17 protein-coding genes, 2 pseudogenes and 1 riboswitch are annotated in these 16,886 nt (G+C 34.6%); of the genes and pseudogenes, 7 read left to right on the top strand and 12 right to left on the bottom strand.

All coding sequences use genetic code 11. The features are described from left to right. Nucleotides 1-609: 609 nt before the first annotated feature. The gene (gene kimA, locus QRE67_RS08200; RefSeq protein WP_286124400.1) at nt 610-2,436 is read right to left on the bottom strand and encodes a potassium transporter KimA; all 1,827 of its coding nucleotides are present in this window, start codon (nt 2,434-2,436) and stop codon (nt 610-612) included. A 154-nt stretch (nt 2,437-2,590) separates the two neighbouring features. After that, nucleotides 2,591-2,735, bottom strand: a riboswitch (cyclic di-AMP (ydaO/yuaA leader). Nucleotides 2,736-3,031: 296 nt separating this feature from the next. Here kimA and QRE67_RS08195 point away from each other — a divergent pair. Together QRE67_RS08195 and QRE67_RS08190 are read left to right on the top strand one after the other, a co-directional pair. Next, nucleotides 3,032-3,997: a DMT family transporter gene (locus tag QRE67_RS08195; protein ID WP_286124399.1), complete on the top strand. Its 966-nt coding sequence runs from the start codon at nt 3,032-3,034 to the stop codon at nt 3,995-3,997. Between the two features lie 289 nt (nt 3,998-4,286). Then, complete coding sequence (locus tag QRE67_RS08190; protein WP_286124398.1) at nt 4,287-4,958, top strand: GntR family transcriptional regulator; 672 nt, start codon at nt 4,287-4,289, stop codon at nt 4,956-4,958. 78 nt (nt 4,959-5,036) lie between these two features. On the opposite strand, the gene QRE67_RS08185 is transcribed toward QRE67_RS08190, so the two are convergent. The 3 genes and pseudogenes from QRE67_RS08185 to QRE67_RS08175 form a co-directional block, all read right to left on the bottom strand. Further along, a complete protein-coding gene (locus tag QRE67_RS08185) occupies nt 5,037-5,207 on the bottom strand; it encodes a Fur-regulated basic protein FbpA (RefSeq protein WP_286124397.1) in 171 nt (56 codons plus the stop codon). A gap of 184 nt (nt 5,208-5,391) precedes the next feature. Beyond that, nucleotides 5,392-5,547: pseudogene (locus QRE67_RS08180) on the bottom strand (cation efflux transmembrane domain-containing protein); the annotation flags it as partial. Nucleotides 5,548-5,705: 158 nt separating this feature from the next. After that, nucleotides 5,706-6,326: an FMN-binding negative transcriptional regulator gene (locus QRE67_RS08175; RefSeq protein WP_286124396.1), complete on the bottom strand. Its 621-nt coding sequence runs from the start codon at nt 6,324-6,326 to the stop codon at nt 5,706-5,708. Nucleotides 6,327-6,409: 83 nt separating this feature from the next. On the opposite strand from QRE67_RS08175, the pseudogene QRE67_RS08170 reads away from it, so the two are divergent. Then, nucleotides 6,410-6,703: pseudogene (locus tag QRE67_RS08170) on the top strand (glycosyl hydrolase); the annotation flags it as partial. Nucleotides 6,704-6,749: 46 nt separating this feature from the next. Here QRE67_RS08170 and QRE67_RS08165 read toward each other — a convergent pair. The 3 genes from QRE67_RS08165 to QRE67_RS08155 all read right to left on the bottom strand — a co-directional run bounded on the left by QRE67_RS08165 (nt 6,750) and on the right by QRE67_RS08155 (nt 9,841). After that, nucleotides 6,750-7,853 carry a DUF4179 domain-containing protein gene (locus QRE67_RS08165; protein WP_286124395.1) on the bottom strand — a complete coding sequence of 368 codons (1,104 nt, stop codon included), beginning with the start codon at nt 7,851-7,853 and terminating at the stop codon, nt 6,750-6,752. Beyond that, nucleotides 7,850-8,416 (bottom strand): sigma-70 family RNA polymerase sigma factor, encoded by a 567-nt coding sequence (locus tag QRE67_RS08160; RefSeq protein ID WP_286124394.1) that lies wholly within the window; start codon nt 8,414-8,416, stop codon nt 7,850-7,852. The genes QRE67_RS08165 and QRE67_RS08160 overlap by 4 nt, the downstream gene beginning before the upstream one ends. A gap of 633 nt (nt 8,417-9,049) precedes the next feature. Then, nucleotides 9,050-9,841: a PP2C family serine/threonine-protein phosphatase gene (locus QRE67_RS08155; RefSeq protein ID WP_286124393.1), complete on the bottom strand. Its 792-nt coding sequence runs from the start codon at nt 9,839-9,841 to the stop codon at nt 9,050-9,052. 172 nt (nt 9,842-10,013) lie between these two features. On the opposite strand from QRE67_RS08155, the gene QRE67_RS08150 reads away from it, so the two are divergent. Together QRE67_RS08150 and QRE67_RS08145 are read left to right on the top strand one after the other, a co-directional pair. Then, on the top strand, nt 10,014-10,424 hold the full coding sequence (locus tag QRE67_RS08150) for a MarR family winged helix-turn-helix transcriptional regulator (protein WP_286124392.1): 411 nt from the start codon (nt 10,014-10,016) through the stop codon (nt 10,422-10,424). After that, nucleotides 10,408-10,737 (top strand): DUF3147 family protein, encoded by a 330-nt coding sequence (locus QRE67_RS08145; RefSeq protein WP_286124391.1) that lies wholly within the window; start codon nt 10,408-10,410, stop codon nt 10,735-10,737. Before QRE67_RS08150 ends, QRE67_RS08145 begins: the two co-directional genes overlap by 17 nt. 214 nt (nt 10,738-10,951) lie before the next feature. Here the strand turns inward: QRE67_RS08145 and QRE67_RS08140 are convergent, their stop codons facing one another. The 5 genes from QRE67_RS08140 to QRE67_RS08120 all read right to left on the bottom strand — a co-directional run bounded on the left by QRE67_RS08140 (nt 10,952) and on the right by QRE67_RS08120 (nt 15,207). Next, nucleotides 10,952-11,362 (bottom strand): hypothetical protein, encoded by a 411-nt coding sequence (locus QRE67_RS08140; protein ID WP_286125215.1) that lies wholly within the window; start codon nt 11,360-11,362, stop codon nt 10,952-10,954. A gap of 75 nt (nt 11,363-11,437) precedes the next feature. Beyond that, entirely contained in the window at nt 11,438-12,031 is a 594-nt protein-coding gene (locus tag QRE67_RS08135; protein WP_286124390.1) for a histidine phosphatase family protein, read from the bottom strand. A 543-nt stretch (nt 12,032-12,574) separates the two neighbouring features. Then, the gene (locus QRE67_RS08130) at nt 12,575-12,736 is read right to left on the bottom strand and encodes a peptidase (protein ID WP_286124389.1); all 162 of its coding nucleotides are present in this window, start codon (nt 12,734-12,736) and stop codon (nt 12,575-12,577) included. A gap of 408 nt (nt 12,737-13,144) precedes the next feature. Next, the gene (locus QRE67_RS08125; RefSeq protein ID WP_286124388.1) at nt 13,145-13,672 is read right to left on the bottom strand and encodes a hypothetical protein; all 528 of its coding nucleotides are present in this window, start codon (nt 13,670-13,672) and stop codon (nt 13,145-13,147) included. Nucleotides 13,673-13,938: 266 nt separating this feature from the next. Further along, nucleotides 13,939-15,207, bottom strand: a complete 1,269-nt coding sequence (locus tag QRE67_RS08120; protein WP_286124387.1) for an MFS transporter — start codon at nt 15,205-15,207, stop codon at nt 13,939-13,941. A gap of 117 nt (nt 15,208-15,324) precedes the next feature. Between QRE67_RS08120 and QRE67_RS08115 the strand changes: the two genes are divergently transcribed. After that, nucleotides 15,325-16,536, top strand: coding sequence for a helix-turn-helix domain-containing protein (locus tag QRE67_RS08115; RefSeq protein WP_286124386.1), 1,212 nt, complete (start codon nt 15,325-15,327; stop codon nt 16,534-16,536). 69 nt (nt 16,537-16,605) lie between these two features. Continuing rightward, the gene (locus tag QRE67_RS08110) at nt 16,606-16,785 is read left to right on the top strand and encodes an H-type small acid-soluble spore protein (RefSeq protein WP_286124385.1); all 180 of its coding nucleotides are present in this window, start codon (nt 16,606-16,608) and stop codon (nt 16,783-16,785) included. Nucleotides 16,786-16,886: the final 101 nt, after the last annotated feature.

Here is a 16,886-nt window from a genome sequence, read left to right as displayed (position 1 = left end):
CCAGAGGATATTTAGTTACAGGTTCCTGTCTTGTAGTTATAATTTCTTTAATACTTCTAATTTATTGGTTCATTAAGTACAAAGAAAAAATATCATCTGGTTTATTGCACACTTCTTAACCCTTGCTTTAAGTTTATTCCTTCTGATAAAGTGAAACTTTGATCAGTGGGGGTTTTCTTCATCCCCCACTGATTATTAGTTGAACCAATCGGGCTTTTACGGGCAGTTTATCCCCCACCTAACTTCTTTGCTTCCTGCCGAACTTTGAGGTGGGGGTATTACTGCCCGTTAATGCGGGATAAATCTGCTAATCGGACCTAACTCTTCTAACTACGATATGGCATCAGAAGAGAATTCCCTTCAATTGGCCTTATCAGGAATCACTTGGGTAGTAAGTATTATTTTCCTCTCAAAAGGAATGTTGGAGTTTATTAAACAAAACGTTCGTAATAAAAACAGCACCTAACCTTATCTAATTAAAATAAGGTTAGGTGCTGTTTTAGTTACCATAACTTCACTTAGCGGTAGTTAATGTATAATAATGCACCTGTTAGCACAAGAAAAGGTAGCTCTACATGAGTAAAGCTACCTTTTCTTGTTTTGGAATCTTTATTTTTTTAAATGATAAGGTACAGTCGTGATAACTACATTTCTCCGATAAAGCAAGAATGCGCGAATTAGTAAGCTAGACTGGTTATGAAGAATATTGTGCCAGCCTTTCTTAGGAATAAATTGCGGTATTACCACAGTAACCCGATAATTTGCTTCAGTTGCTTTGTATTGAACTGTATCAATAAATTTGGTCAGTGGCTGAATAATACTTCTGTAATGAGAGTGCAGTGTCACCAGTCTAACCTCGGGCTGCCATTTATTCCATTTTGCTTCAAACCTTTTTTCATCTTCCCTTTCAAAAGAAACGTAAACAGCAATGATCTGATCTGGTGAAAGAGATTTAGCGTAATTTAATGAGCTCTCTACTACATGAGTCATACCAGCCACAGGTACAATGATTACATTCCCTTCAATTGGCACAATAGGCTCACATGTTGTAAGACTTAATTGGTCACCTACTGCTTCATAATGCTTTCTAATTCTATGAAAGACAAAAATGATGATAGGTAAAAAAATCAAGACTGGCCAAACCTGTGCAAATTTGGTTAAAAAGAACATACTCATGACTATAAAACTAATAATGGCACCAGTTAAATTAATAGTTAATTTTAAAATCCATCCTTTAGGCTTTTCGCGAATCCATTTAACCACCATCCCAGACTGGGACAACGTAAATGGAATAAACACTCCTACTGCATAAAGTGGAATAAGATGCTCTGTTTGCCCTTGAAAAGCAATAATTAAGATAATTGAAGCAATTCCAAGTATGATAATTCCATTGGAGTATCCCAATCGGTCTCCCCTAACTGTAAACATTCTTGGTATAAACTTATCTTTTGCAAGATTGACTGCCAGTAAAGGGAAAGCAGAATATCCAGTGTTAGCAGCAAGGATTAATATCAATGCTGTCGTTCCTTGAATAAAGAAATACATGAAGTTCCGTCCAAATGTTTCTTCAGCAATTTGCGAGACAACTGTTACCTCTTTACTAGGAGTAATACCATAATAATAGGCTAAATATACGATTCCTGAAAATAACAATGCAAGTAAGAAACCCATCGCAAGTAACGTTTTAGCAGCATTATTAGGGGCGGGATCTTTAAAGTTTGGAATTGCATTGGAAATTGCTTCAACTCCTGTCAAAGCAGAACTGCCTGATGCAAATGCTCTTAAGAGTAAAAACAAACTGATTCCTGCTACGGGTGTACCAATTGGTGTATGTAAATTAGGCGAAACCTCACCCGTTACAATGTTGTATATACCTACACCGATTAATATGAATAACGCTAAAACAAATAAATAAACCGGATAGGCTAAAACAGAAGCTGACTCCGTTACACCTCTTAAGTTCAAGATTGTAATAAATACCACAAATATGATGGCAATGACCACAGTATGAGAATGTAAGTTAGGAAAAGCAGATGTAATGGCATCTGTACCCGCAGATACACTTACTGCCACAGTTAAAATGTAGTCTACTAACAAAGAGCCTCCAGCTATTAACCCAGGATTTATACCTAGATTTTCCTTTGATACCACATACGCTCCTCCGCCGTGAGGATAAGCATAGATAATTTGTCTATAAGACAAAATTAGAGCCGTTAACAGAATTAATACGCCAATTGCGATAGGAATTGAATACCAAAATGCTAACGCGCCAACTGTAGCTAGAGCAATCAATATTTGCTCTGGACCATATGCAACTGATGATAAAGCGTCAGAAGAAAGAATAGCTAACGCTTTCGTTTTGTTAAGTTTTTGCTCTCCTAATTCGGTTGACTTTAACGGTCGACCAATTAAAAATCTCTTTATGGATGAAACCACTGATGTTCACTCTCCAATAATTTTATACGTTTATTTCTCTGTTAGTGAAATAAACACTCCGGTTAAAAACTTATTTTCCCGAAAATTAAAAAATGTCTACAAGTCATAACAAATAGACTTGTAGACATCAATTTTTTTGTCGCACAAGCTCCACCTTCCTTCTCATATAACGCTTACGAGGTTAGCTGTCGGATTCGGGCCTTTGAGTAGCCCTACCTTGCAAGGATTCACCCCTTGGATTATGTATCAATCCACAAAAACGGTTCCCCCGTACCATAAGGTTTCAGCGATTTAGAAATTTGAAACTGTCGTTTATGATACTCCGTTATTTTAAAAAAGTAAATAAAAATTTTCATACAATAGATTACATCTTTAGAAATAGAAACATAAGGAACAAAATGATGTACCGACAAAGAGCAAGATAAAGATACATACATACATACATACATTCATTCATCACTGCATAACAATATGCTTCTCGTTACAAAAATCAGAATTTTTAGTTTCCCTTTGATACTTTACGTGATATATTACATATTGTATTCAATATCTCAAATGAATTTAACTTTCTCATTGAAAGGAGAATGAGTCCATAATGGATAAAGGAAGATTGAAAGGTATTATAATGGTTATTACGGGTGCCAGTTTATGGGGACTATCCGGAACTGCAGCACAACAACTGTTTCAACAAGAAAATGTTTCAACTGAATGGTTAGTTACAGTTCGATTATTAATATCAGGCAGTATTTTGCTCTTATTCTCATCATTTGGAAGTAAAAAATCAGAGGTGTTCGGTATTTGGAAACAAAAATCTGACGCCAATAAAATGATTCTGTTTGGATTATTAGGAATGCTTGGTGTACAATACACCTATTTTGCTTCCATTGATGCAGGAAATGCCGCGGTTGCAACATTATTACAATATTTAGCCCCTATATTTATTACAATTTTTCTTATTTTCAAATGGAATATTCGTCCTACTAAAATTGATTCCATTTCAATCGCACTCTCTTTAGTCGGAACCTTTTTCTTGCTAACAAATGGATCCATTCATAATCTAGCGGTTTCTACACCTGCTGTTATTTGGGGAATTCTATCTGGTTTATCTTTAGCATTCTATACACTCTATTCAAAAGAATTATTAGAAAAGTGGTCTTCGTCTATTATTGTCGGATGGGGAATGATTATAGGAGGAGCCGGAGTCACACTCTTAAACTTTCTTTCTACAAACCAGTTCATATTATTTGCAGACGTAAAACATCTAGAGCTAAACACTCTATTATTAATTGCATTTGTCGTGATTTTTGGAACACTTATTGCTTTCTATCTATATTTAGATAGCATACGGTATCTTACTCCGAAAGAGACTACTCTATTCGGTTGTACAGAACCACTTGCAGCTATCATTTCTTCCGTACTTATCTTGCATGTTCCATTTCAATTCATCCAATTATTTGGAGCGCTATGTGTAATCGTAATGGTTCTTTTACTCAGCCAAAAACCTGATGAAACAGAACGAAAACTAAGGTTAGTTGATACGAAAGAACAAAACATACAGTAATGTTTTTGTTCTCTCTCACCAAACTTCTTATATAAATCCAAATTAAAAAGCCGACATAAACCCCTTCTTTTTAGGTGGGAGAGAGCATCCGACCATGCATAGAAGCGGTCAGATCCTTTTCCTGCCCAGACATAGTGAAAACAAAGAGAGAAAACGAGTGCAGGTCACCTTTTGTTATCCATAACCGCGGCTATATGTCGAAAAATCAAAATGGATTTATATAAATGGCTCAACAAGGATTTATTTTTATATAGATTTAGAAATAACAAATGAAAGGAAGTGTTTTGTCATGCCTATTCCTCAAAATTTTACGAAACAAGAAAGGTTTTCTGCTAAATCTCTCGTTCTTAACCAATTACAAGATTGGATTATTGAAGGTGTCTTAAAACCTGATGAAAAAATTAATGACAGTGAGCTTGCGGAGGCTTTAGGAGTAAGTCGGACACCGGTAAGAGAGGCACTTCAAGTGTTAGAACTCTCGGGTCTTGTCGAGATGGTTCGAGGACAAAAAACAAAAATTTCACCTATAAAATTAGAAGATATATCGGTCATTTACGAAACAATTGCTGGTCTTCACACCATTGTAGGAAAACAAGCCATTCATCATATAAAAGAAAACGATATACAACAACTTACGCTCATAAACAACGAATTTAAACATGCCATTGATGAGAAGGACTCAAAACGTGCAATGAACTTAGACTTACAATTTCATAATATAATCGTATCAATCGCCAATAATACATACATTGAGCCCTTCTTAGCAAACATACAACTTCATGTATTGCGTCTTGAATATCTTTTCTTCCAAAATTTCGTTCCTGCCATCCAATCTATTGAGGAACATAACGCAATCATTCAAGCATTAATAAATCGTGACTCCGTACAAATGGAAAAAATAATGTCTCAAAACTGGTTGCGACCAATGGAAGAGATTCAAAAAATCATTTCTAATACGTAGTTTATTTTTTATCGTTCACATGAAAATCCCCTTAAGTTCGATACACTTAAGGGGATTTATGTTCAGCGCTCTATATGACTATGCATGAACCTCTGCATATTTCTCAATGTCTTTATACTCTTGTTCTAGTTCGTCTAAGGAAAGCTCGTATAATTGTCGATCGAGAATCTTAAACACACCTGCCCCAATTAACTGATCAATTAAATGCCTCTTACGATTTTCAACAGCAAAACGGAGTTGATTACTCATCTTTTTAAAAACTCCTTTCCACAATCATTGAAAATGATAATCTTTATCAATTACCACTTTGATTATAAAAGATGATAATTTAGAATTAAAGTAATTTCATGAAATATTTACCTTACAAACCGTTTGTGGCCACATTATATATATATATGTTCCGCAAAAGATGTCATGACACTTTTTAGTATCTTTTTTCTTCGAGTTTAAAAGCAAGTAAACTAAGGGCAAGTGACACTACATCACTTAACATATGCCCTGCATCCGATAACAGTGCTAAACTATTTGTTACAACTCTGCCAATGACTTCCGCAATCATAAAACTCATTGTTAATATGAAGGCAAGCATCAATGCTTTTTTATTTTGTAAATGAACCTGATTATGTGAATGTCCTGTATGAATGCTCCTTCAACAGAATTGTTTCTTTTCTATTATGTGTAAAAGGCTTCCATTTCATCATGCTCCATAGGTTCGATATGCGTTTTAAAAACCCGCATATCCAAGTCTTATTCTTTCATACGTTTCTTTTGCATCTTAGTTGCAACTTCACTAGACAACACTTCATTCTCTTCATGCAATTTTTTTATGATATTATCGTAATCAATCTTGTTTCTATTTTGACTTAACTTATATTGTGCTTCTATTTCATTCACTTTAATTTCGATCCCAACAATCCCCTTCATCTGTTGTTCTATAAAGGAAGGAGATAATGTGTCCATAAGTACGGAATTCTCTCTACCTGTTTCATACTTTTCTAGCATGAGAGTGAGCGATTGCCTCATCGCGTCTTCACTAACCCTACTTCCAGTTCCATATATGTGAACAGTCATATAGTTCCAAGTCGGAACATTTTCATGATCATACCAAGAAGATGAAATATACGCATGTGGTCCTTGAAACATCACCAATAATTGTGCATTTTCCTCTATATTTTTCCACTGCGGATTGGGACGTGCAAGATGCCCACATAAATATAAATCATCGCCTCTTTCTTCCACTACAAATGGTAAATGAGTGGCAATCGGCTTCCCCTCTTGATAAGAAACCATCGTAGCAAATGAATGTTTTTTTATAAACTCTATCACTTCATGTTTATCTTCTACTCTGAAATACTTTGGAATATACACCTTTAACCTCTCCCCTCTTTCACCTCGTACTCTTTTCGTTATATGTACCGACAGTTCCTTTTTTTTCAATAAAAAACATGACTACTGCACCAAGCGCTGACCTAGCTCATCACCATGTACCGTATGAATCTTATATTTATAAAAAAACAAAGAATGAACCTTTTCAAGCGGTTCATCACGGATTACCATCTCCAATCAGAACTGTAATTTCCATGCTAGCAACCAATCTTACAGAACCTCATACGTTTTATGCTTTGAATAATAACGGTGTATTTCAATCAACAGATGCAGGACAAACATGGGAACGGTTCAACATTCCATGGAAGGAGGAATATAAAACGCAGCATCCTCATGCTTTATTAATTACTACTTCTTAACAAAAACAAAAGGACTGCCAATTTATTAAGACAGTCCTTTCTTCTTTTATTTCTTCAAATCAATAACAATATCATCTAACACAATATCTTTATCTTTCCCTTCTTTTTTAGGCACTTCAATTTTCTTCTCTTTTCCTCCACTCATTTCTACTCCACCATGGTTTTCAGGAGTATAAATTCGCAAGTTAACATGAGGAGTGACAATAAGTTTCGTTGCATTTTCATTAAGTTTTTGGAATGTTGCACTCCAGCTACTTTTATATGGCTCTGCATCTGTACTTGTTCCTCCATTCCCTTCACCTGCATATTGATTGCCTAAATCATCTTTAATTTCTAACTCAACATCCGCTTCATCCCATTTACTTAGTAGTTCCTTAGAATCCTCTTGATTGTAAAAAATGATAAATGACATAGGTGTCACTTCCATTTTCTCCATACTTACTTTTACCCCTTCTTTTTCCGAACTTCCATGAATCATTTTCTCTTCGCTATCCATTGCTTTTAGAGTAAGAGCAAAATTCCAATTCCCTTTCACTTCTTTCTTTTTCTCTGGTACTTCTATGCTCCCTATATTCCATCTTACTTTTATAGAGTCTTTTCTGTTACTGTTATGGTGGGTCGCTGTTACCATACCTACATATTTTTTATCCGCGACTTTAGAAATTTGAGAGCTTCCGCCCATTCCCTCGGATTCCATATCTAAGTTACCAAATATAAATGGTTTATCCCCTAGATCTTGCTCACTTTCTATAGAATATGTTACTGATACGGTTCTTCCGTCAAAAATGGCATCATTGATTGTTACTTTAATTCCATTACTTTCCTTTGTCATGTTTAATTCCGTAGAAAATTCTTTATAATTCTCATAAAGACCTGTTCTATCATTATCTAAAAATCGAAAAATATCACCTATTATAGGAAGACTCCCGGCATAAGTAGGAAACCCCAGCCCCAGTGTTGCAGCTGATACCCCCACTAGAATGGATGCAGTAGCAATCCTCTTTTTCCAGCTCTTTGTTTTTTTCTTTTTATGTATAGCTTGCTTCAAATTACGTTTCACTTTTGCCTTTTCAAATTCAGAAGCTTCCATTTCCTCAAATTCTTTTTCATCTATTTCAATCTCATTTAATAGTTCATAAATGTCTTTCATACTACACTACCTCCTAAACTAAGATTCGTAGCACTTTTTTGTAGTTTCTTTTTCCCACGATAAACTCGATTATCTATCGCAGCCCGAGTTAAACCAAGTTTTTCTCCTATCTCCTCAGTTTTTAAACCTAGAAGAAACTTCATGATAAAAATCTTTTGATCCACAGGCTCTAATTGATTAATTAGTTTTATAAGTTCATCTCTATCTTCCATTACAATCAATTCATCTTCTGCCGATTTTCCTGTATTTAAATCCAATTCATCTGAAGTAATCTCGACTTCTTTATTTGCTTTTCTGTAGTAATCAATCGCTTTAAACTTAGCAATCGCTGCAATCCATTTTTTAAAATCAGCTGAATCGCCATGAAACTTATTTGCATTGTTCCAGATTAAAAGAAAAATATCATTAATACATTCTTCTATGACACCATCGTTTTGAAGTGGCATGAGAACTTTATGAGTAATTCCTTTCATTAATGGCAAGTATTTATCCACAATAAACTCCAATGCGTCTTCTTCCTGCCGCTTTAATCGTTTAATAAAATTTTTATCATTTGACTTCATATATCCATTCCCCTTAATTTTTGTAAAAGCTTTTACACCTTATATAACGTATAGAAAAAGATTTTCTCTCACATTTACAATAAAGTGAAACTTTAATTAGTGAGAGATTTCTTTCTTCCACTGATCATTAGTTCTCACGAATCGGGCTTTTACGTACAATTTATCCCTTACCTAATTTCCTTCTTGCAAAATTTTAAGGTTGAGTTATTACTACACCCGAATAGCTAGATAAAACATTTTAATTGATATCAACCAATCAAATATTTATGGAGCGTACCTTTTCATATAAAAAACATCGACCACTTTGAAAAAGAAATTTTACGAAGAGTACTATAAAATGTCTTACTATATAAATACAAATTAAAAAAAACGACATAAAACCCTTCTTTTTAGGTGTGAGAGAGCATCCGGTCATGCATAGAAGCGGTCAGATCCTTTTCCTGCCCCATGCCAAGTGAAAACAAAGAGAGAAAACGAGTGCAGGTCACCTGTTGTTATCCATAGCCGCGGCTTATATGTCGAAAAATCAAAATGGATTTATATAGATGATAGATGAAATCGTATCATATTCATATTCTTTGAAATAAAGCGAGCTTGGAACATATATGTCCCAAGCTCGTTGTTTACATCATTTTAATGTGCACATTCCCTGTTTTCTGTATCAATCGACCAGCCAATAATTGTTGCACAATCCCTTCCTTGCCATTCCTGTACATGCTTCAGTACACGCTCTATTTGAAGTTGATTTTCCTCATGTAATGCTTCATATAAAAATTGATCATCATCAAATGTTCGCCGTCCACACTCTACTACACCATCAGTAACCATTACGATATGATTCATGCCATTTAGTAGTTCACGAACACCTGAAGTAAAGCATGATGTATTTGCTGAAAAAGCATTTTCTCTTCCAATGCATTCATAAAATTTACGTTGATTTAATCTACCTTTTCCATTCTGCAATTGTTCAGGTTGAAACAAATAGGCAAAGCATTCTCCGACTGATAGCCAATATAAAAATTCACCTTTCCGTAAGCAAATGAGACAAGCTGTTTCACTTTTTCCCTGTTCACATTTCTCAATAAATGCCTCATCTGTAAACAATGCTAATAAATACATATGTGTATGATGAAATGCAAGATTGACCGGATACGCAAATAGTTCTTGTAACTTCTCTTTTCTTTCACAAATTTCTTCTATGATAAAATGGATATTTTTTGCTTTATGATGAGCATCAAAAATCATAACAAATTCAAAGTCTAACTGTGGATCACACCAAGCGAGTACCGCATCTTCTCTTTTCTCTGTGTCTGCACCAACGTCTTGATTTCCACCATATAACCCGATTGAAAGAGGACCACATTTTTCAACATGTATTTCGTCTAGATATGTCTTTTCATGACCAATCCATTTAAATGTATTCATTCATATCATCCTCTCTCTTACTCATTGCATGCCCTTACGCTAAGAGTACCGCATCTTTCAAGAAAAATAAACTTTTTCACGAATTTTTACGCAATAAAGAAGGAAACTAATTCTTACATAACGAATATATCGTATTATAAGATATAAAAAAACCAGAAGGAGAACAACACATATGGAAAGCATCAATCATAATTGGAAAACAATTTATTATCACTTACGGTATGAATACGAAGACAGTCTTTCTCACCAAGCAGTTCGGATTTTGCAAATCATTTCACGAAAAAAAGCTGCTACAATTGGAAACGTTGCATCAGAATTAAACCTATCCCACAATACTGCATCCGAGCATATAAAACGTCTTATTCAAAAAGGATTCATTCTAAAAGAACGAAATAAACAAGACGAACGTGTCGTCAATGTTACGTTAACAGTAGCAGGCAGGAACACTTTAGCAAAACATACCTTATTAGATGAGGAGAAATTGACCATACTACAATCTCGTCTATCAAAAGAAGAAAAACACTTAATTGAAACTGCCTTTTCGTTATTAGCAAAGGAGGCAAAACATGTCTTTTCTCGTTAAGGTGCTCGCCTCCGCTTTAATTATTGGTGGCGTAACAGAACTTGCCAAACATTACAGTACAATTGGCGGTTTTATTGCCGCTCTTCCGCTCATAAGTTTGCTTAGTTTATTTTGGATTTCTGTTGAAGGTGGAAGCAAACAAGACTTAAGTCAATTCGCTCTAGGGGTTCTATATGGATTCCCGGCATCCGCACTGCTGTTATTAATTGTATATTTTGGGTTACGCAATGCCTTTTCTCTTAGTACTTCTGTATTATTTGGCATAGGGGTTTGGTGTATTTTATTAGCTTGTCAAAAAATGTTCCAAGCTTAAGGGGAGATTATAGTGAATATATTTGTAGAGTTTTTCGGAAAGAAGGTTGAAGTGTGTATGAAAGGTGAAGGGCCTCAAACGATTGTCATTCAAACTGGAATGGGATGTTCGTTTTACGATTGGATGCCAATAGCAAATGAGCTTTCTTCCAATTACAAAGTCCTTCTCCTTATCTATAAAAAAGGAAAGCAGTCTTCACTGCTTTCCTTTTTCTCTATTCGTAGTCTTCCTCTATATCATCCACATCGTAATACGTATTTCCGTTATTCACATAAATTGGACCATTCGCAACATCAACGCGAAGTACCCATGCCCACGGTACAGCTAATCGTTCATGTAATGCTCGCCAAAATACCATCGATTTTCTTTCATACTGCTCAAATTCCTGAAGTATATCTTTGTAGGAGGCACCGTCTAACTGAATATTTGCTTCCAGCAAACGAGAATAGGCATAGTGCTGTAATTCTAGCTCAGCTGCAACTTCCATTTCTTCTGGCGTTGCCATACCAATAATTGTTCCATCTGGTGGTACGATTTCATATACATTGTTCACTTCAACAACTTCTCCCGGAAGAGATGACAACCTTTTCTCTTTCTCGAACATATAAACAGCCTCCTTTATAATACAATTTTTTATGCTTCAGCTCATACTTCGCTAATTGTTATCTACTTTCCTGCTATTTTGATAAAATATTACAAATTATTCAATATGTAAAACACTCGATTCTATCGTACACTCATTCTCTATTCTTATTACAGAAGTTAAATTCTCTCCATAAAAAGTTAATTTATATATATCAGGCATTTGTAATCCTTTCCAAAAAGTAATATCATATTTTGAATCAAGATAATTCATAATAAGCACCATAAGATTTCCGTGCGTTCCAATCACAATATTTTTTCCTTCATACTTCTCTAATATTTTTCTCAAACATGCAACCCCACGCTTTTGCGCAGTATTATTCGATTCTCCACCAGCAAAAGAAAAAGCAGGATTCTCCCATACTCTCGTAATAGCTTGTTCAAAATCTACTACTGGAATTTTACTTAACAACCTTTCTCGAAAATCTTCTTCTATTTGGATAGATAATTCAAAATGCTCTGCTACTCCTTCAACTGTTTGCATCGCCCGTTTATATGGACTAGAAATAACAAAATCGATCTGTTCTTGTTTTAATACAGCGGTGACATTTCGAGCCATTTGCAATCCCTTCTCAGATAACGGGCGCTCTCTTTCTTCTGGTGTATATATAGAATGTGCGTGACGTACGAAATAAATGTAAGTCGTTTTCACTATTCTTCTCACTCTCCTTTTATCCCGCTATTCGCGGGCAGTAAGACCCCCACCTCAAGATTCAGAGAGAAACAAAGAAGATAGGTGGGGGGTAACTGCTCGTAAAAGCTCGATTGGTAAGGGCTAATTCTCAGTGGGGATGAAGAAACCCCCCACTGAGAAAAGTTTCACTTTATAAAACCATAACATAAAAATACCTTTCGTTTAATTGAATATTCAATCATTCATTCGCGTTTCTCCCAAAACAAAAAAGTGAGATGTCATCTATCGGCATCTCACTTTTTTGTTTACATAATAAAATTATACTATTAGATTTTTATTGTCTGGAACATATCCTGAGTTACCCATCTGATCCCTCTTTTCCACTCTCTTAATGTATATATAATTCCGTACTTAACATTGTAGGTTATGGAAAAAGCAAAGCAGATGTGCATATCAACAATAGACTTCCTATTATGTTTATAGACAATAAAAAAAACATGCTCTCATTACTAGCATGTTTTGTGATATACTTCACATTATTCAACTGAAAAATACTTCCTTTTACTTACCATGGTGTAACATTAAATCGCTAAGTTCTTCTTCAATATGATTTAACTTTGCAATCCCTTCTTTCCATTTATGCATATAACGTGTGATTCCAAAAACAAACGTAGCAAAGATTGTAGAAAGAATGATACCATATACGATAACAACAGTACTCATAGTTACACTTCCTTGTAATAGGTTATGATTGTATTATAATCCTTTTTCTCGTAAAATGTCGGAAATTCAACTTTTTGTAACAAAATTGATTTTTCTAATTATATTTAATTAAGGATTTATGTACAAAGATATATATAAATACAAATTAAAAAACCGACATAAACCTCTTCTTTTTAGGTGGGAGAGAGCATCCGGCCATGCATAGAAGCGGTCAGATCCTTTTCCTGCCCCAGACATAGTGAAAACAAAGAGAGAAAACGAGTGCAGGTCACCTTTTGTTATCCATAGCCGCGGCTATATGTCCAAAAAATCAAAATGGATTTATATAGCTAAGAAAAGAATTCTACTATTTTGATAGAATGAATACAAAAAATCACCCAAGCACTTTATTTTACTTGGGTGATTTTTTTAATTCTTCTTCGCTTCGATTTTTTCTTTTGCTTCTTCAGCTTTATCTAAAGCTTCTCCAACCTTTTTCTGTTTCTCTCTTACTTCATCAACACTATCGACTGCTTTTATTGCTTTATCAATACCCTCTTCGTCTATTTTCTTTTGTTTTTCAGCTTTTGTTTTTTCTTTTTGTTCTATATCTTTTGCCTGTTGCAGCATTTCCTCTGCATTTGCCTTTACAGCTTTTTCAAGTGTCGCATCCTTTTTCGTCTGTATCACTTGATTCGCATTTTCCATCGCTTCTTGATACTTACCAGCCTTTAATGCTGTCGCACCATTGTCCATCCACTTTGCTATGTTCATATATGTTTTTGCTTCATTAGTAGATTTTTCTTTTTCCGCTTTTTCAAACCACATTGTTGCATCACTATAATTCCCATCCTTTAGTGATTTCATGCCTGTTTCTACTTGCATATCATAATTACTGGAGCTGCAGCCAGCCATGATAAGAAATAATCCTAGCATAATAAAAATTCTTTTTCTCATGGTGTATTTCTCCTCTTCTCTTTTCTTCCCGTTCTATCTCTCAACTTAAATTGCTGGATTAAAATTGTAAATCCTGTGAAGTTATTCAACTAAAGAATGCTATCCTACTAAATGTATCATAACTAAAAAACACTTTCAAAAAAAGAAAACTTCACCTTCTTCATATTTTTAAATATGAAAGAAATGAAGTTTTCTCACAGAAACACACTATTTCTCCCGCTATTCATGGGCAGTAAAACGCTATACTGATGGAAATTTCATTTTATTTAAGCTGATACATCCACTTGTTTTTTCACGCCCCATTGCTTCGTTCCTAATAGTACTACTAAAAGTAAGCCTACTCCTGAAATGGTCATTACTACACTAGTTGGAATGGCATCTAATAAAACTCCATACAAAATGAGTCCAATAGGTGCAATTACTGGAACGATTGCTTCAAGAAGTCCAAAAACACGGCCTAAATACCCAGGATCAGTTGTTTTTTGAATATATACTTGAAGAGGTATGTTAATTGCAGCCTGCATTATTCCACAAAGGAGCATAAAAAATATATAGTAAATAAAACTTACCGTTTTCGGAAGTGCAACTAATAATGGAAATACGGTACATAAATACAAGCATGCTAATATAAACAAACCAATGCGAATCACACGAAACATATTATTAATTTCTTTACGAACCGATAAAACAATGGCACCAATTAACATCCCAACTGCTAACATTCCTTCTACAACTCCAAGTTGCTTAGAAGACAATTGTAAGTTTTGAACGACAATATAAGGAAGAGCAACTTGAATGGCACATCCAAAAAAATTAAGCCAAATTGCCAATTTTATCATCGAATAAATATTGCGCTGCTTTTTCACATATGAGAAACCTTCTTTTATACTCGTTAAAAAATGAGCTTTCCCCTGCTCTGACTGTACTTTATACAAATTAAATACGATAAACAATTGTATGATTACCGCTAAGAAAAACGTAATTCCATTTAATAGAAAAAAGAAGTTCATAGATAAGAAACCAAATACCATCCCACCAATAATTGGACCTAAAATAGTCGAAAGTGATGTTGCTGTTTGATTTAAAGAACTTGCTTGTTGAATACGCTCACCGTCAACTAAAGTTGGAATAGAAGCTGTAAAAGCAACCGTATAGAAACTTGCACATATTGCTAACAACGCTGCAGATACATAGATGAATGGAAGTGAAAGTCCCCATGTAGTAGAAAGTAAAAACATCGTTAACATTATAATGCTACTTAATAAGTCTGCACCAATAACAAGCCATCTTCGGTTTACTCGATCCGCTACCGCACCTGCAATTGGTCCACAAATCATTCTTGGAACTGAACCACAAATGAGCGTAATCGCAAATCCAGCAGCTGACCCTGTCGTTTTTAATACATATAACCCCATCGCAAACGCATAAACTCCTGCACCTAATAAAGAAGTCAATTTTCCAATCATCATCAAAATGATATTTCTCGTCGCAATTTTGATTCTTGGATCATTTTGATTTATACTTATATCTCCCATTATGTCACTCTCCCCTAGAAAGTTAAATTGTGTTAAACTTATTATATAATTAACTTTTAGATTTTGACAACAAAAAGTTTAATAATATTTAACTTTTTAACATTAAGGAGCAATTATATGGCTACTCTTGGAGAAAAAATTCGTACATTACGAAAAGAAAAGCGACTAACCCAAACTGAACTAGCTGGCACAGAGCTAACGAAAAGCATGCTGAGTCAAATTGAAAATGGCAAAGCAACGCCTTCTATGAAAACATTACATTATCTTGCGGATAAACTTGATTGTGACGCGAGTTTCTTATTGGAGGAAAATGATGAAGACTTAACTGAACTTGTCCAAGAAATGGAACAATATATTAATGATGGTCGTTTTGAAGAGGTGTATAACAAACTATTACCTATAATCCAAAATGATCTACCATCTACTTTAAGTGCAGCGCGTTTATATAAACAATATGCCCAAATTGCTATTTTCGCAGAAGACTATGATATACAAGAATATATTGAAAAAGCAGTAATTATCTTTCAAAAATATACTTTATATCGTGAAAGTACAGAAACAAAACTGTTTTTCTTTCGCGTGTTATTTGTCAATAAAAAATATACAGAATGTCTACAATTAATTGATTCGATTCGTAAAGAATATGCAGAAAAACAATTAGAAATAGATCTTATCATGCAAATTCAACTCTTTTTAGATGAAGCTATTGTAATACTAGCGTTTGGAGACTATGAAAGGGCTGAAAAAATCCTACTTCAATCTCTTAGGTTCTCTAAAGAAAATCAAGTGTATTACAAAACAGATGAATGTTATCGTATTCTTTCTTATCAGGCAACATTGGCTCAGAATCAAGAGAAATATATGCATTATATTAAAAAAGCAGAACAATTCGCGATATTTACAGAAAATACTTTCTCTGCGTCTATTCTACACATATTAAAAGCTTCCTACCATAATGCAACAAAACAATATGATATCGCATTACAACATGTAGAGTTATATTTGGAACAGTGTGAACACGAAATAGATTTTAAACAAGATGGTTTTTATTACTTAGAAAAAGGAAAAGCATTATACGGTCTCGGAAAATATGAAGAAGCATTGGAAACACTACAACAAGTGGAGATGCCTCGCTATGCGTTCCATCCCCTAGATCAAGCTTGGGTTATAACGGCCGGAAGTTATCGTGCACTTTGCTATATGCAACTGCAAAATAAAGAACAAGCACTGAATGAAGCAACGCAAGCTTTTGATGCTATACAAGAATTTCCTGACTCAATGTTTACTACTTTTATCGAAGAAACATTACAAATAATACAAAAACTTTAAATTCATGTTAATTCGGTATATTATTCCTCTCTCAGAGCAAAGATAGTAATGATGGGAGGAGTGTAAAAAATGAATATTCAACGTGCAAAAGAAATTTCCGAGTCATCAGAACAAGCAAATGTCAGTTTTCAAGGAATGCCAGTCATGATTCAACATGTTGATGAAAGCAATGAAACCGCACGTATATATGATGCAGCAAACCCAAACCGTGAATTAACTGTTCCAATTAACAGCCTAGAAGAAATATAAGAAGTCCCACTTCATTTTCCTTCGAAGTGGGACTTCTTTTAGAGTACTGTTAAATAGGTTATCCTTTATAGATGGTAAAAAATTCATTTTAAATCCACGCT

It is taken from the genome of Bacillus sp. DX3.1, from assembly GCF_030292155.1.
Lineage (GTDB): Bacteria > Bacillota > Bacilli > Bacillales > Bacillaceae_G > Bacillus_A.
Note: the sequence above shows the minus strand (reverse complement) of the source record. Positions and strands in the feature narration are given on the sequence as shown.